Annotated in this window: 19 protein-coding genes; 3 read left to right on the forward strand and 16 right to left on the reverse strand. The window is 62.4% G+C overall.

Annotation, left to right across the window (positions count from 1 at the left end):
* Positions 1–31 precede the first annotated feature (31 nt).
* The 8 genes from NKI63_RS25730 to NKI63_RS25765 all read right to left on the reverse strand — a co-directional run bounded on the left by NKI63_RS25730 (position 32) and on the right by NKI63_RS25765 (position 9369).
* The gene (locus NKI63_RS25730) at positions 32–3190 is read right to left on the reverse strand and encodes an efflux RND transporter permease subunit (RefSeq protein ID WP_352505653.1); all 3159 of its coding nucleotides are present in this window, start codon (positions 3188–3190) and stop codon (positions 32–34) included.
* Positions 3187–4434: an efflux RND transporter periplasmic adaptor subunit gene (locus NKI63_RS25735; RefSeq protein WP_352505652.1), complete on the reverse strand. Its 1248-nt coding sequence runs from the start codon at positions 4432–4434 to the stop codon at positions 3187–3189. Before NKI63_RS25735 ends, NKI63_RS25730 begins: the two co-directional genes overlap by 4 nt.
* Before the next feature lie 168 nt (positions 4435–4602).
* Entirely contained in the window at positions 4603–5199 is a 597-nt protein-coding gene (locus NKI63_RS25740) for a LysE family translocator (RefSeq protein WP_352752521.1), read from the reverse strand.
* Positions 5200–5260: 61 nt separating this feature from the next.
* Positions 5261–5833: an acetolactate synthase small subunit gene (gene ilvN / locus NKI63_RS25745; RefSeq protein WP_023676680.1), complete on the reverse strand. Its 573-nt coding sequence runs from the start codon at positions 5831–5833 to the stop codon at positions 5261–5263.
* 66 nt (positions 5834–5899) lie between these two features.
* Positions 5900–7651 carry an acetolactate synthase 3 large subunit gene (locus NKI63_RS25750; RefSeq protein ID WP_352505651.1) on the reverse strand — a complete coding sequence of 584 codons (1752 nt, stop codon included), beginning with the start codon at positions 7649–7651 and terminating at the stop codon, positions 5900–5902.
* A 291-nt stretch (positions 7652–7942) separates the two neighbouring features.
* On the reverse strand, positions 7943–8467 hold the full coding sequence (locus tag NKI63_RS25755) for a GNAT family N-acetyltransferase (protein WP_352505650.1): 525 nt from the start codon (positions 8465–8467) through the stop codon (positions 7943–7945).
* Between the two features lie 22 nt (positions 8468–8489).
* Complete coding sequence (locus tag NKI63_RS25760; RefSeq protein ID WP_254818924.1) at positions 8490–8801, reverse strand: hypothetical protein; 312 nt, start codon at positions 8799–8801, stop codon at positions 8490–8492.
* Between the two features lies 1 nt (position 8802).
* Positions 8803–9369, reverse strand: a complete 567-nt coding sequence (locus NKI63_RS25765) for a helix-turn-helix domain-containing protein (protein ID WP_352823874.1) — start codon at positions 9367–9369, stop codon at positions 8803–8805.
* A 151-nt stretch (positions 9370–9520) separates the two neighbouring features.
* Here NKI63_RS25765 and NKI63_RS25770 point away from each other — a divergent pair, with 151 nt between their 5' ends.
* Entirely contained in the window at positions 9521–11347 is a 1827-nt protein-coding gene (locus tag NKI63_RS25770; RefSeq protein ID WP_352505648.1) for an ATP-binding protein, read from the forward strand.
* Between the two features lie 36 nt (positions 11348–11383).
* Here NKI63_RS25770 and NKI63_RS25775 read toward each other — a convergent pair whose 3' ends face one another.
* From NKI63_RS25775 to miaA, 3 genes are all read right to left on the reverse strand, one after another.
* Positions 11384–11770: an ester cyclase gene (locus NKI63_RS25775; RefSeq protein WP_352703571.1), complete on the reverse strand. Its 387-nt coding sequence runs from the start codon at positions 11768–11770 to the stop codon at positions 11384–11386.
* Positions 11771–11917: 147 nt separating this feature from the next.
* Complete coding sequence (locus NKI63_RS25780) at positions 11918–12712, reverse strand: GGDEF domain-containing protein (protein ID WP_352505646.1); 795 nt, start codon at positions 12710–12712, stop codon at positions 11918–11920.
* Between the two features lie 104 nt (positions 12713–12816).
* Positions 12817–13785, reverse strand: a complete 969-nt coding sequence (gene miaA, locus NKI63_RS25785; RefSeq protein ID WP_352823882.1) for a tRNA (adenosine(37)-N6)-dimethylallyltransferase MiaA — start codon at positions 13783–13785, stop codon at positions 12817–12819.
* On the opposite strand from miaA, the gene serB reads away from it, so the two are divergent.
* Both serB and NKI63_RS25795 read left to right on the forward strand, forming a co-directional pair.
* Positions 13775–14662 (forward strand): phosphoserine phosphatase SerB, encoded by an 888-nt coding sequence (gene serB, locus NKI63_RS25790; protein ID WP_352505645.1) that lies wholly within the window; start codon positions 13775–13777, stop codon positions 14660–14662. The two genes, miaA and serB, sit on opposite strands and share 11 nt — an antisense overlap.
* Positions 14659–15231, forward strand: coding sequence for a GNAT family N-acetyltransferase (locus tag NKI63_RS25795; RefSeq protein WP_352505644.1), 573 nt, complete (start codon positions 14659–14661; stop codon positions 15229–15231). Before serB ends, NKI63_RS25795 begins: the two co-directional genes overlap by 4 nt.
* A 46-nt stretch (positions 15232–15277) precedes the next feature.
* Here NKI63_RS25795 and NKI63_RS25800 read toward each other — a convergent pair whose 3' ends face one another.
* From NKI63_RS25800 to NKI63_RS25820, 5 genes are all read right to left on the reverse strand, one after another.
* Positions 15278–16795: a DegQ family serine endoprotease gene (locus tag NKI63_RS25800; protein WP_352505643.1), complete on the reverse strand. Its 1518-nt coding sequence runs from the start codon at positions 16793–16795 to the stop codon at positions 15278–15280.
* Positions 16796–16938: 143 nt separating this feature from the next.
* Positions 16939–17895: a protease modulator HflC gene (hflC, locus tag NKI63_RS25805; RefSeq protein WP_352505642.1), complete on the reverse strand. Its 957-nt coding sequence runs from the start codon at positions 17893–17895 to the stop codon at positions 16939–16941.
* Positions 17895–18989 (reverse strand): FtsH protease activity modulator HflK, encoded by a 1095-nt coding sequence (gene hflK, locus NKI63_RS25810; protein ID WP_023676693.1) that lies wholly within the window; start codon positions 18987–18989, stop codon positions 17895–17897. The genes hflC and hflK overlap by 1 nt, the downstream gene beginning before the upstream one ends.
* 161 nt (positions 18990–19150) lie before the next feature.
* Positions 19151–19669 carry a dihydrofolate reductase gene (locus tag NKI63_RS25815; protein ID WP_352505641.1) on the reverse strand — a complete coding sequence of 173 codons (519 nt, stop codon included), beginning with the start codon at positions 19667–19669 and terminating at the stop codon, positions 19151–19153.
* The gene (locus NKI63_RS25820; protein ID WP_352505640.1) at positions 19669–20679 is read right to left on the reverse strand and encodes a DUF4424 domain-containing protein; all 1011 of its coding nucleotides are present in this window, start codon (positions 20677–20679) and stop codon (positions 19669–19671) included. The genes NKI63_RS25815 and NKI63_RS25820 overlap by 1 nt, the downstream gene beginning before the upstream one ends.
* Positions 20680–20735 lie beyond the last annotated feature (56 nt).

Genomic DNA, 20735 nt, shown 5'->3' on the forward strand with positions numbered 1-20735 from the left:
CCGGCCGCAAGCACCACGGCTTGGGCCAGCGCTATTCGGCTGCCGCCTTTTGCGGCACTGGTTCTTCCTCCTCGTCGAACAGTGACGGCTGGTCGACCGCTTCGACCGGCCTCGGCTCGCCCCGGCGCCGCGCCCACAGCCTGACCAGCCAGCCGGAAAAATGCTCCATGTAGACGTAGATGACGGGCGTGACGAACAGCGTCAGTGCCTGCGAGGCGACGAGACCGCCGACCACCGCCACGCCGAGAGGCTGGCGCAGTTCCGCACTGGCGCCGGTGCCGAGCGCGATCGGGATGGTACCCATCAGCGCGGCAAGCGTGGTCATCATGATCGGTCGGAAGCGCATCAGGCAGGCCTTGTGGATGGATTCGACAGGCGACAACCCCTCGCGCCTAAGCTCGAGCGCCACGTCGATCATCATGATGCCGTTCTTCTTGACGATGCCGATCAGCATCAGGATGCCGATCACCGCGATCACCGACAGGTCCATCCCCGCCAGCCGCAGTGCCACCAGCGCGCCAAGCACCGCCGACGGAAGCCCGGTCAGGATGGTAAGCGGATGGATGAAGCTCTCATAGAGCATGCCGAGAACGATATAGATGGTGAGGATCGCGCCACCGATCAGCAGTCCCTGGTTGGAAAGCGAATCCTGGAAGGTCTTCGCCGTGCCCGAGAAAGTGGTCGAGATCGTCGGCGGCATGCCGATCTTTTCCTTCAGCGCATTGATGTGGCTCACGCTGTCGCCGAGGGCTACGCCCTGCGGCAGATTGTAGGAGATGGTCACAGCCGGAAGCTGGCCGAGCTGGTTGACGGTCAGCGCACCGGCGGTCCGATCGACGCGGGCGAACGCGCCGAGCGGCACCAGGCTGCCGCTCGCCGTTCTCACCTTGATGGCCAGCATCCGCTCGGGCGACCACTCGATCTTCGGGTCGAGTTCCATGATCACGTCATAGCTGTCGGCCGAGCCGAAGATGGTCGACACCTGCTGGGTGCCGAAACCGCCATAAAGGCTGGAACGCAGCGTGTCGGTATCGACGCCGAGCGTCGCCGCCTTGTCGCGGTCGATCACCAGCGTCGCCTGCAGTGCGTTGTTCTGCAGGTCATTGGTGACGTCGGTGAAGGCAGCATGATCGGCAGCCATCGCGTCCGTCAGCTTCTGCGCCCAGACGTTCGTCAGGCGGGTATCGAGGCCCTGCACGGCAAGCTGGTAGGCACTCGCCGAAGAACGCGCGCCGAGCCGCAGGTTCTGCACCGGCTGCATGTAGGTTTCGATGCCGGGCACGTTGGCAAGTTGGCGCCGCAGATCCGAAAGCACCTTGTCGATGTTCGGTCGCTGGTCCTTGTCTTTCAGCTGCACAAACAGCTGGCCCTGGTTGAGCGCATTGCTTCCACTGCCCGCCGACCAGCCGACATGCGCGACGTAGGGCGAATGGGTGAAGACATCCGCCACTTGCCCCTGCAGCTTCACCATGGCGTCAAACGAAATATCCTGGCGCGCAATGGTCGTTACTGAGACCTGGCCGATATCCTCCTGCGGGAAAAAGCCCTTCGGCGAGATCTGGATCAGCCACACCGACAGCCCGGCGGTCACGAGGAAGACAAGGAAGACAAGGAAATTGTGGCGCAGGCAGAATGTCAGCAGCCTGTCATAGCCCCGTATGAAGACGTTTTGTCTGTGGTCCCCGCCATGCGCTGCTTTCTGCTCGGCTTTCGATAATGACAGCAGCCGCGAGCACAGCATCGGCGTCAGCGTCAGCGAGACGAACATCGACGCCAGGATGGCGACCGTCACCACCACCGCGAATTCGTTGAAGATGCGCCCGATCACGCCGCCCATCAAAAGCACTGGAATGAACACGGCGACCAGCGAGATCGAGATCGAGATGATGGTGAAGCCGATCTCGCGCGCGCCCTTGAGCGACGCCTCGAGGGCCGAGAGCCCGTCCTCCTCCATATGGCGGAAAATATTTTCCAGCATGACGATGGCATCGTCGACGACAAGGCCGACCGCCAGCGTCAGCCCCATCAATGAGACGTTGTCGATGGAAAAGCCGAACAGGTACATCACGCCCAGCGTGGCGATGAGCGAGATCGGCACCGCCACGGCGGGGATCACCGTCGCCGTCACCCGGCGCAGGAACAGGAAGATCACCATCACTACCAGCGCGATGGTGAGCAGCAGCGTGAACTGCACGTCGTCCACCGCCTCGCGGATCGACGTCGAGCGGTCGTTGAGCAACTGGATGCTCGCCGCCGCCGGCATCTGACCCTCGAAGGAAGGCAGCATCGCCTTGACGCGGTCGACGACGTCGACGGTATTGGCATCCGGCTGACGCTGCACCGCCATGATGATGGCGCGGGTGCCGTCGTACCAGCTTGCCGTCGTTGTGGTCTCGACCGAATCGATGACGCGGGTCACCTCGCCGAGCCGCACCGGATGTCCGTTCTTGGTTGCGATGATGATGTTGGAGAATCCCGCCGCGTTGGTCAGCTGCGTGTTCGCGGTGATCGTCAGTTGCTGTTTGTTGTTCTTGAGCACGCCGAGCGGCGTGTTGCTGTTGGCCGAGGCAATGGCCGTCTGCAGCTGGTCGATCGAGATGCCGCGCGCGGCGAGCGCCGTCGGATCGATCTGGACGCGTACGGCATATTTTTGCTGGCCGTAGATCGAAACCTGCGCAACGCCATCGATTGTCGACAGCGATGGCGAAATCACATTCTCGGCAAAGGCATCGAGATCGGTCAGCGGAATGGTGTCGCTGACCAGCGACATCAGCAGGATCGGCGCGTCGGCTGGATTGACCTTGCGATAGCTCGGCGGGCTGGTCATCTCCGGCGGCAATTGTCGTTGCGTGCGTGCGATCGCCGCCTGCACGTCGGCGGCGGCGTCGTCTATGTCGCGGTTGAGCACGAACTGAATGGCGATCGAGGTCGAACCGAGCGAGTTGGTCGTCGAAATCGAATCGATGCCGGCGATGGTGGCAAACTGCTTGATCAGCGGCGTTGCCACCGAGGTCGCCATGGTTTCCGGCGAGGCCCCGGGCAGCGAGGCCGAGACGTTGACCACCGGAAATTCCGCGCTTGGCAGTGCCGCCACCGGCAGGAATTTGTAAGCAAATAGCCCGCCCAGAACCAGAGCGAACGACATGAGCAGCGTTGCGACGGGCCTGCGGATGCAGAATTCGGAAATCATGGCTGTGTTCCGCCCGTCCGGTCAGCCTCGGCGACCTTCGGAGCCGCCTGGTCGCCGGTGCCGGTCGAAGCCTTGCCTTCGCGCACCGCCGCACCGTTCTTCAGCTTGGTCTGGCCTTCGACGACGACACGCTCGCCGCTTTTCAATCCTTGGCTGATCGCGGTGTTGGCGCCTTCTGTCAGCGTGACCTGCACCGGCCGCATTTCAACGGTGTTGTCCGGCTTGATCACATAGACGAACGGTCCCTTCTGGCTGGGCTGGACGGCGACCGTCGGAACCGACGTCATTTGCGGCATGATGCCGGCATCGAGCACGACATTGACATATTGGCCCGGCCACAGCGAAAGATCGGCGTTGGGCACGCTGGCCCGCGTTGCGATCGTGCCGGACGCGGTATCGACGGAGGAATCGACGAAATCCAGCGTTCCCCTGCCGATCGGCTTCGGGTCGCCATCCTTGGTCAGCGTCACCGCGCCTTGCTGCGGCGCGGCCAGCGCTTTGTGCAGTAACGCAAGATCGCTTTCGGGGAGATTGAAATTCACCTGCAACGGGTCGACCTGCGTGATCGTCACCAGCGGGGTCGACGTGCTGCTGCCGTTGCTGGTGGTGACGAGATCACCGACGGCGACGCTGACCGCGCCAAGCCTGCCGGAGATCGGCGCCCTGATCGTGGCGAAGCCAAGCTGGATTTGGTCCGCATCGATCGTTGCCTTGTCGGCGTCGACGGTGGCCGCTGCGGATTTCTGCGCCGCGACAGCCTGATCGTAGGTCTGCTGTGTGCCGGCCTGCCTGGCGACAAGATTTTTGGCCCGCTGAAGATCGGCCGTGGCGCTGGCAAGCAGCGCCTGATCTTTTGCGAGCGTCGCCTGATCACGTGCCAATTGCGCCTTCAACGAGCGATCGTCCAGCGAGAACAGAAGGTCGCCTGCCTTCACCATCTGTCCGTCCTTGACCGCGATTGCGACGATCTGGCTCGAGACCCGTGCGTTGATGCTGACTACGGCAGGAGAGGACACGAAGCCGATGGCATAGCGCCGGACCGGAAAATCGGCCGTCGAGGCGGTGGCGGCAACCACCGAAGTCGAATGCGCGGCACTTGCCGCTGCAGCGGGTTTGTCCGCCGCCGCCGTCTGCTTCGCCGACAGCAGATGCTGAAGATCGCTCATTGCGCTGGGCGAAAGATAGAGCCACGCCGCGGCAACGCAGGCTGCAGCGATCACCGCAAATACGATCGTTCCGCGCATCGACAAAAGGCCTCTCGATCCGACACGCCGCTATCCGGTGGCCGTAGTCTAGCTCAACTCGCAGCCGATTGCCGCGCTTTTGCCAGATAATAGAGGATGCCGAAGGCGAAAAAGGGCCAAAACCCGTCATTACGAAGATTTAATGTGCAGTGCACAATAAAACGGCAGCTAACGCAGCATCGGCCACAGCGTCGCCGCCAGCATCATGCCCATGGCGATGTTGAACCATTTGAGCCGCACCGCATCTGCCAGAAAACCGCGCAGCGCCATGCCGAAACCGGCCCAGGTCGAAATGCTCGGCAGCATGACGACGGCGAACGCAGCCGCGATCAGCACCACGGACACAAACGGGCGTTCCGGGTTCGTATAGACGGCCATGGCCGTAATCGCCATCACCCAGGCCTTGGGATTGACCCACTGGAAAGCCGCAGCCTCGATGAAGCGCATCGGCTGGCCCTTCGCCTCGCCTTCGCCGCCGAGCGAGCGCGACATGGCGATCTTCCAGGCGAGATAAAGCAGGCAAAGGCCGCCGGCGATCTTCAACCCGGTATGCAGCACCGGAAAGGCCGTCAACACGGCGCCAAGCCCGAAGCCTACGGCAAGCAACAGCACGAGGAAGCCGAAGCCGATGCCGAGCATGTGTGGCACGGTCTTGACCAAGCCGAAATTCACACCCGAGGCCAGAAGCATGAAATTGTTCGGACCCGGCGTGACCGAGGTCACGAAGGCATAAACCAGCAAGGCGAAAAATGCATCGAAGGTCATGCCGTTTCCCTAAATCAATGCGATCGGTGGCAAAGCGACGAGATAGAGCCAAGCTGGATGACTACATCCCTTGCGGGCCGCGGTTCATCGCCGCCACCCCGGTACGGCAGATCTCGACTAAGCCGAGCGGTTTCATGATGGCGATGAACTGATCGAGCTTGGAGCCCTTGCCGGTGATCTCGAAGATGAAATGCTCGGTGTTGGCATCGATGACGCTGGCGCGGAATGCATCGGCAAGCCGGAGCGCCTCGACGCGGGCTTCGCCGGTGCCGGCGACCTTGACCAGCGCGAGCTCCCGCTCCAGTGGCCGCTCCTGTCCAAATTCCTGCGACCGCACGGTGAGATCGACGACGCGGTGCACCGGCACGATGCGCTCGAGCTGGTGCTTGATCTGCTCCAGCACATGCGGGGTGCCGCGCGTCACGATGGTGATGCGCGACAGATGCTTTTCGTGCTCGGTTTCCGAGACCGTCAGGCTCTCGATGTTGTAGCCACGCCCGGAAAACAGGCCGATGACCCGGGCAAGCACGCCCGGCTCATTGTCGACCAGGACCGAAAGCGTGTGGTTCTCTGGTTTTTCCGTCTCCTTGGCGATGAAATAGGCCGAGCCGGTCGGTTGCAACTGTGCGTTCATGACATGAATCTCGATTTAAAACTTTTGCGCTAATCTGCTGTTTCCGCACAGCTTCCTCGAACCAGGCTACACCAGTTCCCTGCCCTTGGCGTCGATCGCGTTGGCCACAGCTTCGTCGGTCGCCTCGTCAGGCAACAGCATCTCGTTATGCGCCTTGCCGGACGGGATCATCGGGAAGCAGTTGGCGAGCGTCGCCACGCGGCAGTCGAACAGGACGGGCTTCTTGACCGCTATCATCTCCTTGATGGCGTCGTCGAGCTCGTCCGGCTTGTCGCAGCGAATGCCGTGGCCGCCATAGGCTTCGGCGAGCTTGACGAAATCCGGCATCGCCTCGGTGTAGGAGTGCGACAGCCGGTTGCCGTGCAGCAGCTGCTGCCATTGCCGCACCATGCCCATATATTGGTTGTTGAGGATGAAGATCTTGATCGGCGCCTCGTGCTGCACCGCGGCGCTCATCTCCTGCATCGTCATCTGCACCGAAGCGTCGCCGGCGATATCGATGACCAGCGCATCCGGGTGCGCGATCTGCACGCCGAGCGCGGCCGGCAGGCCGTAGCCCATCGTGCCCAGTCCGCCAGAGGTCATCCAGCGGTTCGGCTTCTCGAAATGATAGTGCTGCGCCGCCCACATCTGATGCTGGCCGACCTCGGTGGTGATGTAGGTGTCGAGGTCCTTGGTCAGCGCATAGAGCCGCTGGACGGCATATTGCGGCATGATCACCTCGTGGTTCATCTTGTAGGCGAGCGAATCGCGGGCGCGCCATTTGGCAATCTGCTCCCACCACGGGTGAAGCGCTTTCTTGTCGGCCTTGGCGGTTGCCCGCCACAGCCGCACCAGATCCTCCAGCACACGCCCGACATCGCCGATGATCGGCACGTCGGTGTGGACGTTCTTGTTGATCGACGACGGGTCGATGTCGATGTGGATCTTCTTCGAATTCGGCGAAAACGCCGTCAGCCGCCCGGTGATGCGGTCGTCGAAGCGCGCGCCGATGCAGAGCATGACGTCGCAATCGTGCATCGCCATGTTCGCCTCATACGTGCCGTGCATGCCGAGCATGCCCATCCAGGTCTTGCCCGACGCCGGATAGGCGCCGAGGCCCATCAGCGTCGAGGTGATGGGAAAGCCGGTCAGGTCGACCAGCTCGCGCAGCAGATGGCTCGCCTCCGGGCCGGAATTGATGACGCCGCCGCCCGAATAGATGATCGGCTTCCTGGCGCCGGCCATCAGCTCGACCGCCGCCTTGATCTTTTCCAGGTCGCCCTGGACCTTCGGCTGGTAGCTGGTGCGCGGCGCCGTCTGCGGCGGGACATAGATACCCTTGGCGAACTGAACGTCCTTCGGAATGTCGACGACGACCGGACCGGGGCGCCCTGTCGTTGCCACATGGAAGGCCTCGTGGATCGTTGCCGCGAGCTCGTTGACGTCCTTCACCAGCCAGTTGTGCTTGGTGCAGGGTCGCGTGATGCCGACCGTGTCGCACTCCTGGAACGCATCCGAGCCGATCAGCGAAGTCGGCACCTGGCCTGTCAGGCAGACCAGCGGGATCGAGTCCATCAGCGCGTCCTGCAATGGCGTCACCGCGTTGGTGGCGCCCGGCCCTGAGGTCACCAGCATCACGCCGGCCTTGCCGGTCGAGCGCGCATAGCCTTCCGCCGCATGGCCCGCGCCCTGCTCGTGGCGGACGAGGATGTGCTCGACCTCGTCCTGCTGGAAGATTTCATCGTAGATTGGCAGAACCGCGCCGCCCGGATAGCCGAAAACATGCTTGACGCCATTGTCCTTCAGCGCCTGCACCACCATTTCGGCGCCAGTCATTTCAGTTCTTGGCATTTCAGTTCTTGGCATGTCGCGCCGCTCATTCTGTCCACTGCTCATCGGTCTGGTCCCGTACTGTTCGCCATCAGGCGATTGCTCGTCGTTTAGTCGTGTTTCGGGCAATAAAAAAGGCCCCCGAGGGAGCCTGTGTCTTGCGCATGGGAGGTCATCGCCCGGCGGTTACACCGCCTCGCCCACGCGCTTACCTACGAGAATGAGTGCCTTTTTCATGGTGGCGGACAATAGAATTGGTTTGACGCCGCTGTCAACGGCGAATGTGCACGGGCCGGATCAGGCTGAACCAATGCGTTTCCAGTAGATGAGGGTGGCTGTGAGCCCGCCATGCGGCTTCAGCGCATAATCCGGTATTTCGCCGGCCAGCGTGAAGCCGAGCTTTTCATAGAGGCCGGAAGCCCCCTCCTCTTTTGCCGTGTCGAGGACCAACAGCGTGCGGCCTTTCTCCACGGCAACGACTTCCGCCGCCTCCATAAGGCGGGTTGCTATGCCCTTGCCGCGGCAATCGAGGCGGGTCATCAGCTTGGCGATCTCGGCCCGGTGCGGCTGGTTGGGAGGGCAGTCGAGCAGCAAGGTGACTGTACCGACCAGAGCCTCGCCGTTCCAAGCCCCAAGCACCGCCCTTTCGCCTTTGGCGGCCGCCTGAAGCGACTTGCTCCAGAAGGCCGCGGCCATCTCCGGCGCTAGCGGATGCATGAAGCTGACCGAGCCGCCGGCAGCGACTGTCCCGATCAGCAGATCCGCCAGCATTTTTTGCGTTCCGTCAGTATTGCTGAGTGGCCTGATTTCGATCGAACTCATGTGGTTTCTCCTTCGCCGCCCGTCAGTCGAAATGACTGGTCCGCTTCCGCTTCCTGGCCCGGCGGATTTCCGCGATGCGATCGGCGTCTTCCTCTTGCAGATGTCGCCCGCGTTCCAGCAGTTCGAGCGTGTATTCCTCATAGGTCAGGCCCAGCCGCTCGGCCTTGTCCAGCCGCATCAGCATGATCTCGCGGCTCGGCGCTTTCCATGCCTGGGCATGGGCGGTCCGCCAGGCAAGAAAGACATAGGGATCGCCCTTGCCCCAGGGCGGACCGTCATAGTCGTCGAGCGGCGGCCCACCATTGTCGGAGCGTTTCGGACGGCGTGCCTTCACCTCAGCGCCTGGCCAACGCAACCAGATAGTCGGCGGCGTCCGGCCCCGGAGCGTGGAAGACGCAATCTGATGGCGCGCCGAGCGCCAGGCAGTCGCCGGTTTCGAGCTTGTGAACGATGTCGCCCTCGGTGAATTCGAGGCGCCCGGAGATCAGCCATATCTGTTGCCTGATGAAGGCATAGGACGCCGCCGGGAAACTTACCTTGGCGCCGGCCGGCAACTGGACCCGGATCAGTTCGAGCGGCATGTCGGAGACCGGCGAAAGATGCCGCCGCACATAACCCGTAGCCGGATCGCGCCACAGCGGCTGGTCACCTTCGCGAAGCAGCCCACCGCCCTGCAATTCCGCCCTTGCGATCAATGTGGACAGCGTCATGCCGAAGGCGGCCGCAATGCGCACGAGGAGTGCCGCCGTCGGGCTGGTCATGCCGCGCTCGATCGTGCTCAGCATGGCTTTCGAGACATCGGACCGCTCCGCCAATTCAGCCAGGGACCAGCTGCGAGCCACCCTTTCGGTGTGTATCCTTCTGCCGATAGTCGAGGATAAATCGTTCGCTATATCATCCATTAATCCAATATATCGAAATTTTTCTGCGAGGCAACAACCGTTTCGTCCAGTTTTCGCAAACTCCTTAATGTCCGCTAAACCATCCGGCCTCATCCCACCTTAACCCCGTTCGCCTAGGCTCATCGCTTGGGAAAAGGGGACCGGCCTGTCCATGCTCGTTGAACGCGAAGCCTCCATTGGGGAACCGACTTTGTTGGAGCGCCGCAGGGCGGAGCAGAACGACAAGCGCATTCTGGGCAATGTCGTGCAATGCGACGGCGCGCGCGCCACCATCAGCGCCTATGCCGACGACATCGAAGGCACGGTCACCGGCCTGTGGAGCGTCGGCAAGATGATCTCGATCAATCTCGGCACATCACGAACCGTCGGCCTTGTCTATGAAATCGGCAAGTCGGATCGTGCCTGGAGCAGCGAGGGCCAGAATCCGATCGAGGTCAGCATCGAATTGATCGGCGAGGTGCGCGACGGTGCCGAACCCGGCGCGAAGCCGATCTTCGACCGTGGCATCACAACCTACCCGCATATCGGCGCCATTGCCCATCGTATCCGCAGCCGCGACCTGCAGGCCGTCTACGATCTCGCCGGTCGTCATTCGATCACCATCGGCACGCTGTCGCAGGACGAGGCCATCGACGCCAATATCGCCATCGATGATACGCTGGCGCGCCATTTCGCCATTGTCGGCACCACTGGAGTTGGCAAATCGACCGCCGTGTCGCTGCTCTTGCGCAAGTCGATCGCCGCCCGGCCCGATCTGCGCGTGCTCATCCTCGATCCACACAATGAGTTCGCCGCATCGTTGCCCGAACATTGCGTCAGGGTCGATTCGACGACGCTCGACCTGCCCTTCTGGATGTTCAAGCTCGAGGAATTTGCCGAGGTGCTGTTTCGCGGCCGCGAGACGGTCCCGGAAGAGGTCGACGCCTTGCGCGATCTCATCCCCGCGGCCAAGAACCTCTACCGCAATCCGAACTCCGGCAACTACCTACGGCGCAGCACCGACGCGCTGACCGCCGACGCGCCGGTGCCCTATCGCATTGCCGACCTCATCAAGCTGGTCGACGAGCGCATGGGATTGCTGGAAAGCAAGAACGATCGCCCGACCCTCAGGTCACTGAAGGCACGTATCGAATCGGCGGCATCCGATCCGCGCTACCGTTTCATGTTCAACTCGCGCCTGATCGAGGACACCATCCACGAGACGATCGGCAACATTTTCCGCGTGCCGCATCACGGCCGCCCGGTAACCTGCTTCGAAATGGCCGGCATGCCGTCCGAGGTGGTCAATTCCGTTTGCTCGGTGCTGGCGCGGCTGGCCTTCGACCTGGCATTGTGGAGCGAAGGCCGCTTGCGGCTGCTCTTCCTGTGCGAGGAAGCGCATCGCTACATGCCGGCCGATCCGCGCCTCGGTTTCGCGCCGACGCGGCACGCGCTGTCGCGCATCGCCAAGGAAGGCCGCAAATATGGCTGTTATCTGGGCGTCGTCACCCAGCGCCCGGGCGAACTCGAACCGACCATCCTGTCGCAGTGCTCGACGTTCTTTGCCATGCGGCTCGCCAACGAGCAGGACCAGGCGATCATCCGCTCGGCGATCGCCGATTCCTCGGCCTCGACGCTGGCGTTCCTGTCTTCCATGGGCCAGCGCGAGGCCATCGCCTTCGGAGAAGGCGTGGCGACGACGATGCGGATGAAGTTCGAAAAACTCTCCGAGGATTTGATCCCAGGCACCGCCAAACGCGAGAATGCCTTGCCGTCCGAAACCGGCGACGAGGTCGACCTAGTGGCGATCGTCGAACGGCTGCGCAACATGCCGAAATCACAGCAGGCAATGCCTTTCGCGGAAGTCGTCGATCCGGGCCGGCAGGCCGGCGATTCGGACTATCGCAAGCCGTCGGCCGCACGCACCCAGCGGAACGACGATTTCGACTTGCGATACGGCCTCAAGCCGGCGACCTTCGGGCTGCGTCCGCCAGAATGATCGAGCCGAGCGACTTTTAGGCAGCGCTCGCAGATATTACAGCTGAGCTTCGATGGCTGTCTTGTCTATAATTGACCACACCTCGCGAATTTTCCCTCTCTGAAACTCATAGAATACGTTCTCGGCAAACGAAATTCTCTTCCCGCTCACATCGAGCCCAAGGAACATTCCCCTTGGCGTGCAGTCGAAGCTTAGCCGGCTCGCTACATAAGGCGGATCGGCAACCAATAGCTGAATGTCGAAGTAAAGGTCCGGAATTTGGTCGAAGTCTCTCACCAACATTTCGAGATAGCCGGACAATCCGAGCTTGCGACCGTTGTGGGTCACTTCATCATGGACAAACCGCCCCAGGTTTGGCCAATCCTGCTTGTTTAGACATGCAATATAGCCCCGATAACGATCTGAGAGGTCGGATTTAGTCACGGCAACACCTCTATTTCCGACAAGCCCCACAAAGGCAGCATCTCAGCTTGACTGGGTGACGTCGGTCTGCGTGCACCGGAAACGCAAAAAAGGATACCAGACGGCCAGCATCACGAATTTCCACATCACGAATTTGACGACGGAATTTCAGGCGCAGACGCGGTTGCGCCCTTGCCTCTTCGCCTCATAGAGCTGGCGATCGGCGCGGCGATAGAACTCCTCGGCGGTTTCCTTGCGATCCCAGACAGCAAGCCCGACGCTGGTGGTGATTTTCAGTCGGACATTACCTGTCAGCACCGACATGTTGGCGATCGCCTTGCGGATGCGCTCGGCGAATTTGGATAGCAGCTCGGCATCCATATTGGGCGTGACCACCGCGAACTCCTCGCCGCCGAGGCGCGCCACCACGTCGTGATAGCGTGTCATGTCCTTGAGACAGTTGGCGACCGCCCGCAACACCTCGTCGCCGACATCGTGGCCGTGGCTGTCGTTGACCTGCTTGAAATGGTCGAGGTCGAGGATCATCAGCCCGACTGGTTTCTCGATGCGGCGGAACTCTTCGAGATATTCCTTCAGCGCATCGTCGAAGTAGCGCCGGTTCTGCATGCCGGTAAGGCTGTCGGTGAGCGCCGCATGCTCCAGCGTCTCTGAACGCGCGCTGAGCGAAACGGTCATGGCACGCAGCTTGCCTTCTTCCGTCGCCTGCTTTCGGATCAGCGGGTAGATGAAGAAAATGCCGAAGAACAGCGCAGTCGCCAGCAGCACGCCGGTCACAAACAGCAGCTTGTTGAGATAGATGATTTCATCGAGTTCCGAAGGCGTATTGCTAATGTCGGCGGCCAAGGTTTGCAGGAGCCCATAGGCGTAAAGCGTCACCAGGCCGGCGGCCAGGATCACAAAAATAAAGACGAAAAAGGCTGATTCCGCCTTGTGGAAACGCATCTGCTCCCCGTTGGAAAGTTCCTATCGATCTTATGGCATGCGGGAACTTACGGACAGTTAACCTGGACAACTTCAACGCGAAATGGCCCCTCGGTGTCGACTTTTCAGGTTGCGCTCGAAGGAGGGGGTGAGGGCATCGAGTCGATCCCCTCACCCGGACGCAATCTCCGCCATTCCGGGCCCAATTGGTGCCTGAACCAGGTCGTCTGCCGTTTGGCATATTGCCGCGTCGCGATCTTCGCGCGCTCGATGGCCTCGGGAAAACTGATGGCGCCGGCCAGCGCGGCCTGGAGCTCGCGAACACCGATCGCCTTCATCGCCGGCAGGTCGGGATTGAGGCCGAGCGCCGAAAGCTGCTTCACCTCGTCCAGTGCCCCCTTGTCCAGCATGCTGTCGAAGCGGGCATCGATCCGCTCCACCAGCGCCGCTCGCTCCGGCTCGATGACGAAAAAGCGCGCGCTGCTCCTGTCGATCAACGGCCGGCCACGCGCGGCCTGCCATTCCAGGATGGAACGGCCCGATGCGTCGAGCACCTCCAGCGCCCGCACGATGCGCTGGCCATCCGTCGGCCTCAGCATCATGCCGGCCGCAGAATCCTCGCGCAACAGGATGCGGTGCAATCTCACTGCGCCCTGTTCCTGGAGTTCGTAGCGCCAGCGATCGCGGATCGACTTCGGAATGTCGGGCATCTCCGAGATACCTTCCGTGAGCGCCCGGAAATAAAGCCCGGTACCGCCGACGAAAATCACTGGCCGCTCCGAGAGCGTGCCGTCGTCCATCAGCTTCGTGACATCACGCAACCAGGCGCCGGTGGAATAGGCGGTGGACGGATCGACGTGTCCATAAAGAAAGTGAGGGACGCGGGCGAGTTCGGCAGGACCTGGCCGCGCCGTCAGCACGTCGAGCACCGAATAGCCTTGCATGGAATCGGTGTTGACGATGACACCGCCATTGCGCTCGGCGAGGTCGAGTGCGATCGCCGACTTGCCGCTGGCGGTCGGCCCGGCTATCAGGATCGCGTTCTTCAGGCGGCCTTCGCCCGCCTGTCCGCTGGAATTTTCGATGCCGCTGATCGCCACGCTTCTATCCCATCCCGCTGGCCGCGCATTGACGCCGACGCTAGCGAATATGGCCTCGCGGTCGGTCGGCGCAAGCGCTGTTCGCTGGCTGGCCGAAGACATCGCCTGCGAGCTCGACTTGCCGGAGACCGCCGACGCTTCCGAAATAACGGCGCGCCTGCATGCCGCGCTTGCTTCCGAACCGATCGACGTGGCCGTCCAGCCGGCTGAGAACAGGCGCAAGAAGATCCTGATCGCCGACATGGATTCGACGATGATCGACCAGGAATGCATCGACGAGCTTGCCGACGAGATCGGCGTCAAGGATCGTGTCGCCGCCATCACCGCGCGATCGATGAACGGCGAGATCGCATTCGAGCCGGCCTTGCGCGAGCGCGTAGCGCTGCTCAAGGGTCTCGATGCCGCAATCATCGACCGCATCATCGACAATCGCCTGACGCTTGCCTCCGGCGGCCGCACGCTCGTCCAGACGATGGCGGCCCGCGGCGCCTGGACGGCGCTGATCTCCGGTGGTTTCGACATCTTCACCAGCCGCATCGCGGCATTGCTCGGCTTTCACGAAAATCGCGCCAACCGCCTGATCGAGCAGGATCGCCGCTTCACCGGCTTGGTCGCCGAACCGATCCTCGGCCGCGCCGCCAAGGCCGAAGCCCTTATCGAGATTTCCGGCCGCCTCGGCCTGACACCTGCCGATGCCATTGCCGTCGGCGATGGCGCCAACGATCTCGACATGATCCGTCTTGCCGGCATCGGCGTCGCCTTGCATGCCAAGCCGGCCGTGGCAGCCGCGGCAAAGATCCGCATCGACTACGGCGACCTCACCGCCTTGCTTTATCTGCAGGGTTATCGCCGGGAGGAATTTGTCGAATGACGCCGATCTGCACCGAGCGCCTGATCCTGCGCAACTGGGAAGATCGTGACCGCGAGCTCTTCCATCGCATCAATTCCGACGAGTTGGTCATGGAATTCTTTCCGTTTCGCCGCGACCGCGCCCAGGCTGACGCCAAGATGGAGGAGTTGCGCGTGGCTATCGATCGCGACGGCTTCGGCTTCGCGGCCGCTGAGATCGCAGCCACAGGTGAATGCATCGGCTTCGTCGGCATAACCCGAACGGATCATTTGCCATTCCTGCCGCCCGGCACGATCGAGATCGGCTGGCGGCTGGCACCCGAATTCTGGGGCCGCTTCTATGTCACCGAAGCAGCCGAAGCCTGGCTCACCTATGGCTTTGAAAGACTTGGCCTCGACGAAATCGTGTCCTTCGCAGTCAAGGATAACAGCCGGTCCACTGCCGTCATGGAGCGCCTGGGCATGATCGCCGACCCCGCCTCCGACTTCAACTATCCAGGTGTTCCGGACAACCACACCGCACTCAGGCGACATGTCTTCTACAGGCTGTCACGCACAGACTGGCAGGCAAGAAAAAGAGCGGCCCGCTAGCCGCCCTTTTCCTTTCAACATCAGAGTGTTGCAGGCTCTTCCGGACTCAATCCATCCGGATTGTCACAAACCTCAGCTCGCCGGTCTTCGACGCCAGCATCAAAAGCGCGTTCTTGCGCCCCTGCTCCTTCAGCGCGCCGATCCGGTCCATGACGTCCTTGGGCGTTGCGACCGATTCCTGCGCGATCTCGGTGATCACCTCGCCCGGCTGGATGCCGCGTTCGGCCGCCGCCGAATCCTTTGAGACGTCGGTCACGACGACGCCGGAGATGTCGGCGGCGATGCCGAATTTCGTGCGCGTCTCGTCGTTGAGCTCGCCGATCGTCATGCCGAGCACGGAAGCCGTCGAAACCGCAGGCGCCTTGTCGGCGTCGTCCTGGTCGGTGTTGCCGTTTTCACCGCCGCTGGCGAGCTTTTCGCCGTCTTCGAGCCGGCCGAGCGTCACCTTGACCATCTGCTCGACCCCTTTGCGCACGATGATTACGTCGACCGCCTTGCCGACTGGGCTCTCCGCCACGACGCGCGGCAGGTCGCGCATTTCATGGATGTCCTTGCCGTCGAACTTGATGATGACGTCGCCGGCCTGGATGGTGCCGTTGTCGACCGGCCCGCCCTTGATGACGCCGGCGACCAGCGCGCCCTTGGCGGTCGCCATGCCCAAGCTCTCGGCAATGTCGTCGGTCACCGGCTGGATGCGCACGCCAAGCCAGCCGCGCCGCGTCTCGCCGAACTGGCGAAGCTGGTCGACGACGCCCGTGGCAAGCTGCGACGGGATCGAGAAGCCGATGCCGATCGAGCCGCCCGACGGCGAGATGATTGCCGTGTTGATGCCGATGACCTCGCCGCTGCTGTTGAACAGCGGTCCACCTGAATTGCCGCGGTTGATCGCGGCATCGGTCTGGATGAAATCATCATAGGGACCGGAATTAATGTCGCGATTGCGCGCCGAGACGATGCCGACCGTCACCGTGCCGCCGAGACCGAACGGATTGCCGATCGCCATTACCCAGTCGCCGACACGCATCTTGTTGGAATCGCCAAACTTCACAGCCGTCAGCTTGTGCCCTTTCGGATCGACCTTCAGCACCGCGACGTCGGTCTTGGTGTCGGTGCCGACCAGCGTCGCCTTGAGCGTCACCCCATCGGAGAAATTCACCTCGATGTCGTCGGCATCGGCAATGACGTGGTTGTTGGTCACCACGATGCCCTGCTCGGCGTCGACCACGAAGCCGGAGCCCAGCGATTGCACCTTTTGCCCGCCGCCGCCCTTGTCGCCGCCACGGTTCTTGAAGAAATCGTCGAAGAAGTCCTGGAAAGGCGAGCCTTCCGGCAGCTGCGGCATCGGCACTGCGCCCGGCCCCTCAGTGCCTTTAACAGTCTGCGACGTCGAGATGTTGACCACGGCGCCAAGCAGGCCGGCGGCGAGATCGGCAACCGAGGGCGGCCCGTCGGCTGCCATCGTCGGCGCCACGAACGAGGGAACGGCAACGGCGCCGACCAGAAGCGCAGCGGCCCCGGCGATGAACGTCCGCCTCGCTGCACGCAGAAGGGTGGTGGATGTCATCGAAAGGCCTCCGGGTGTTCTGAAAAAACCGCTTCGGCAAAAATGCCGGTCCGCGTCATGTTGGCAAGAAATAAGGCACGTTTGCGGCTATGGCTACGGCCAGAGGATAAATCCTCCGTTACGCCGGCGCCCCTGCACCGGCCCTACTGGCCGGTGCCTGGCTGTGCCGCCGGTGCGGCGGGAGCGGCAGGCGGTGGTGCCGCCGGTGCCGCAGGCGTTTCCTTGCTGTCCGGGTCGCGGAAAAAGCGGAAGAACTCGGAATTCGGCGACAGCACCATTGTCGTTCCGGTGCTGTTCAGCGCCGTGCCATAGGCATTCATCGACCGATAGAAATCGAAGAAGGCCGGATCGCGCTGATAGGCACCGGCAAACGTGGCGCTGCGCTGGGCTTCACCTTCACCACGCAGGATTTCAGACTCTTTTTGCGCTTCGGCGACGATTTCCACCACTTCGCGGTCGGCGCGAGCCCTGATCCGCTGCGCTGCTTCGTTGCCGCGCGCTCTCAGCCGCTCGGCTTCGGCGAGACGTTCGGCCTTCATGCGGTCGAAGGTCTGCTGCGAAACTTCGGCCGTGAGATCGGTGCGGCGGATGCGGACATCCTCGATCTGCAGGCCAAGCGAGGTGGCATCGGGCCTCAGCTGATCGCGCACCTCGCGCATCATCACGGCGCGCTCTTCCGAGAGCGCCGCCTCGAAGTCTCGCAGGCCATAGACGCGGCGCAAGGCGGCGTCGAGACGCGTCCTCAGCCGGGCCTCGGCCAGTTCGATCTGGCCGGAGACCGCGGCGCGGAACACACGCGGGTCCGAGATACGATAGGCGATAAAGGCATCGACCTCATAGAACTTGCCGCCCGAGACCTGGACGCGGATGTTGTCGAGGTCGAAGCGCAGCACCCTGTTTTCGATCAGCTGCACGGTGTCGGCATCGAAAAAGGAGAATGGCGCCTTGAAATAGATGCCCGGCTGGTTCTTGACGTCGACGATTTCGCCGAACCTGAGCACCAGCGCCTGCTGGCGCGCATTGACGACGAAGACCGACGAATAGAGCAGGAACAGGATGACCGCGGCGATGACCGCAATGACGGGAAGACGGTTGGCCATCACTGGTTTCCTCCGGTGGCCGGTGCCGGCGCCTTCTGCTGCAATGCCGGCAGCGGCAGGTAGGGAACCACCCCTTGCCCATTGCCCTGCTCGACGATGACCTTGCTCGAATCCTTCAGCACCCTCTCCATCGTCTCCAGGTAGAGCCGCTTGCGCGTCACTTCCGGCGCCTTTGCATATTCGTCATAGACCGAGATGAAGCGCTGCGCCTCGCCTTCGGCCTCCTGCACGACCCGGTTCTTGTAGGCGGCCGCGTCTTCGCGGATCTGTGCGGCCGCACCGCGCGCCTGGCCGAGCTTCTGATTGGAATACTGATTGGCCTGCTCGACGAACTTGTCCTCGTCCTGTTCGGCCCGCTGCACCTCGTCGAACGCGTCTGCCACCTCACGCGGCGGCGCGGCGTCCTCGATCGAAATTGCGTTGACGTTGAGGCCGGCCTTGTAGCCGTCCAGCGTCGTCTGGATGATCTCACGCACCGACGCTGCAATGCCTTGCCGGTCGTCGCGGAAAATGTCCTGCGCCGGGCGCCGGCCGACCGCTTCGCGCATCGCGCTTTCGGCGACCTGCTGCAGCATGCCGTCCGGGTCGGACACGTCGAACAGATAGGCCTTAGGGTCGGAGACCTGATAGGCCACAGAGAACTGCACGTTGACGATGTTCTGGTCGCCGGAAAGCATCAGGCCATTGCCGCTGGAACTGCCGCCGCCGATACTGACAAGCTGCTCGGCGATGTTGGCGGTCTCGACCGTTTCGATGGGCCACCAATGGAAATGCAGGCCAGGCTGCGAGAGCTCCGCCTTCGGCTTGCCGAACCTGAGCTCGACCGCAACTTCGTCGGGCTGCACAGTGTAGACCGCCTTGAACGCCCATAGCACCACCAGCGCCGCGGCAATCAGCCCGAACACGGCCGGGCTCGCGCCACCGCCGCCCGGCAGCGCGCGCCGCAACCTGTCCTGCCCGCGCCGGATGATATCCTCGAGATCGGGAGGCGAGCCTTGTGGGCCGCTGGGTCCCTTGGGTCCCTGACCCCAAGGCCCCTGATTGTTGCCGCCGCCCCACGGGCCGCCGCCGCCGCTCTTGTCGTTCCAGGGCATGGGTGTCCTTTCGCTTGGAATTCCCTCAAGCGCCGGCTCACCGGCGCAAAATCCAATATTATTCTTCTATAGGGATGCAACGGCACGCTTTCAACGCGATCGGCTGCCGCCACTGTCCGCCTTTTGGGTCCATTTAGACCTGTCGCGATCCTTTGTCGTCTTCAATGCACGTCGCGCCGCCGCTCGTAAACCGAATAGCGCGTCGCATGGCTGTCCTTTTCGCCAGCCGCCACGTCTTGCGAGCGGACGATCCGCCACCGCGCCGGATCGATCGGCGGGAAATGGGCATCGCCTTCGACCGTGGCCAGAACATGGGTCACGTGCAGCCGATCAGCCAACGGCAGCGCCTGAGCGTAGATCTCCCCGCCGCCGATGACGCAGATCTCGTCGGCGCCGGCCATGCAGCGCCCGCGCACCGTCGCCAGCGTGATCGCGTCCTCGATCGAGTGCGCGACTTCGACGCCCTCGGCGCGCCATGCCCTGTCTCGTGTCACCACGATGTTGAGCCTGCCCGGCAATGGCCGGCCGATGCCTTCATAGGTCTTGCGACCCATGATGATGGGCTTGCCCATCGTATCGGCCTTGAACCGCTTGAGATCGGTGGAAAGCCGCCACGGCAACCCACCCTCGCGTCCGATCACGCCGTTCGCGGCGATGGCGACATAAATCGCGAGATCCATCAGCCGCCGTTCCCGCCATCGGATGGCTCCAGCAGCAATATGTCGATGTCGTGCTCGGGGTAGAAGTTCTGCGCCTTCATCTCGAACGTGGTCGGTCCGATCTTCCTGACGTTTTCGCCGCAAAACGAGACAAGGTTCTTCGGATCGCCCTTGTCGACGGTCAGCTTGAACGTACCGATGTTTCCCGAGGCCCAGTTGCCGCCCGTGGTCAGGATATAGGCGATGCGGTTCTCGAAATATTTGGGGTAGCCGTCGGGATCGTCCTTGGCTGCCTTGCGCACGGCATTCTCGAAGGCATCGTCCATGCAGTAGCGTGTCTTGTAGGCGGCATACTGGCCCTGGAACTGGCCGTCATAGAAGAAGCTGACCGAGGAGGTGCCGCCGACGCTCGGCTTGTAGCGATGCGAGACATGGACCGCCTTGTTGGCCGGAAAGGTCGAGCGCCACCAATAGGTCGAGCGCAATTGCCAGAACGGCGTATAGACGGTCTTCATGCCCGAACCGTCGTCGGCGGTGTCCTCGATGATGATGCCGCGATTGACCCAGTCGTCGGTGACCGCTTGCGGCAGCTTTGCCAGCGCTGCCTTGGCCGCATCGCCGAACGGATAGAACGGCACGCCCTGCGCCTTCAGGTCAGCGCCGATGTCGATGCCGAGCGCGAACACCTTCTGCTCGAGCTGCGGCTTTGCCGGCACCCCGTCGACCGTCACTTCGAAGCCGAGGAAATTATCGCTCTGCGCGTCCGGAATTGCCGGTATTTCTTCGGGGTCGCCTTCGATGTCGGGCATCGGGAAGGCGACGATCGCATTGACATCCTTGTCGGTGTTGTTGCGGAAGACGTAGTCGACCGTCACCTTTTCCGGCGAGATGTAGAGATCCTCGCTTTCCATCGCCACCGCATCGCTGCGCGAAAGGATCAGCCCACCAGTGCCGAGTTCGGCGACCGAATCATTGGCGAGCGCAGGCGTAGCCGAGAGCGCCAAGGCTGCGGTCAGGACGTAACGGAACATGGAGACTCCCCCGGCGAGAATGCCAACATGACTCTAGCTGTTCAATGTGGCGTTTC

The sequence above is a fragment of the Mesorhizobium sp. M0410 genome (assembly GCF_040321435.1).
GTDB lineage: Bacteria > Pseudomonadota > Alphaproteobacteria > Rhizobiales > Rhizobiaceae > Mesorhizobium.

What these genes read in the sequence shown, in the direction of transcription:
- NKI63_RS25755 (WP_352505650.1), bottom strand. Translation starts at nt 8,467, where the DNA reads ATGAGTTCGATCGAAATCAGGCCACTCAGCAATACTGACGGAACGCAA.
- NKI63_RS25765 (WP_352823874.1), bottom strand. Translation starts at nt 9,369, where the DNA reads ATGGATGATATAGCGAACGATTTATCCTCGACTATCGGCAGAAGGATA.
- hflC (WP_352505642.1), bottom strand. Translation starts at nt 17,895, where the DNA reads ATGGCCAACCGTCTTCCCGTCATTGCGGTCATCGCCGCGGTCATCCTG.
- NKI63_RS25800 (WP_352505643.1), bottom strand. Translation starts at nt 16,795, where the DNA reads ATGACATCCACCACCCTTCTGCGTGCAGCGAGGCGGACGTTCATCGCC.
- ilvN (WP_023676680.1), bottom strand. Translation starts at nt 5,833, where the DNA reads ATGAACGCACAGTTGCAACCGACCGGCTCGGCCTATTTCATCGCCAAG.
- NKI63_RS25735 (WP_352505652.1), bottom strand. Translation starts at nt 4,434, where the DNA reads ATGCGCGGAACGATCGTATTTGCGGTGATCGCTGCAGCCTGCGTTGCC.
- NKI63_RS25820 (WP_352505640.1), bottom strand. Translation starts at nt 20,679, where the DNA reads ATGTTCCGTTACGTCCTGACCGCAGCCTTGGCGCTCTCGGCTACGCCT.
- NKI63_RS25740 (WP_352752521.1), bottom strand. Translation starts at nt 5,199, where the DNA reads ATGACCTTCGATGCATTTTTCGCCTTGCTGGTTTATGCCTTCGTGACC.
- NKI63_RS25750 (WP_352505651.1), bottom strand. Translation starts at nt 7,651, where the DNA reads ATGACTGGCGCCGAAATGGTGGTGCAGGCGCTGAAGGACAATGGCGTC.
- NKI63_RS25815 (WP_352505641.1), bottom strand. Translation starts at nt 19,669, where the DNA reads ATGGATCTCGCGATTTATGTCGCCATCGCCGCGAACGGCGTGATCGGA.
- hflK (WP_023676693.1), bottom strand. Translation starts at nt 18,989, where the DNA reads ATGCCCTGGAACGACAAGAGCGGCGGCGGCGGCCCGTGGGGCGGCGGC.
- NKI63_RS25780 (WP_352505646.1), bottom strand. Translation starts at nt 12,712, where the DNA reads ATGCGTTTCCACAAGGCGGAATCAGCCTTTTTCGTCTTTATTTTTGTG.
- NKI63_RS25795 (WP_352505644.1), top strand. Translation starts at nt 14,659, where the DNA reads ATGACGCCGATCTGCACCGAGCGCCTGATCCTGCGCAACTGGGAAGAT.
- serB (WP_352505645.1), top strand. Translation starts at nt 13,775, where the DNA reads ATGCCGCTGATCGCCACGCTTCTATCCCATCCCGCTGGCCGCGCATTG.
- NKI63_RS25730 (WP_352505653.1), bottom strand. Translation starts at nt 3,190, where the DNA reads ATGATTTCCGAATTCTGCATCCGCAGGCCCGTCGCAACGCTGCTCATG.
- NKI63_RS25770 (WP_352505648.1), top strand. Translation starts at nt 9,521, where the DNA reads ATGCTCGTTGAACGCGAAGCCTCCATTGGGGAACCGACTTTGTTGGAG.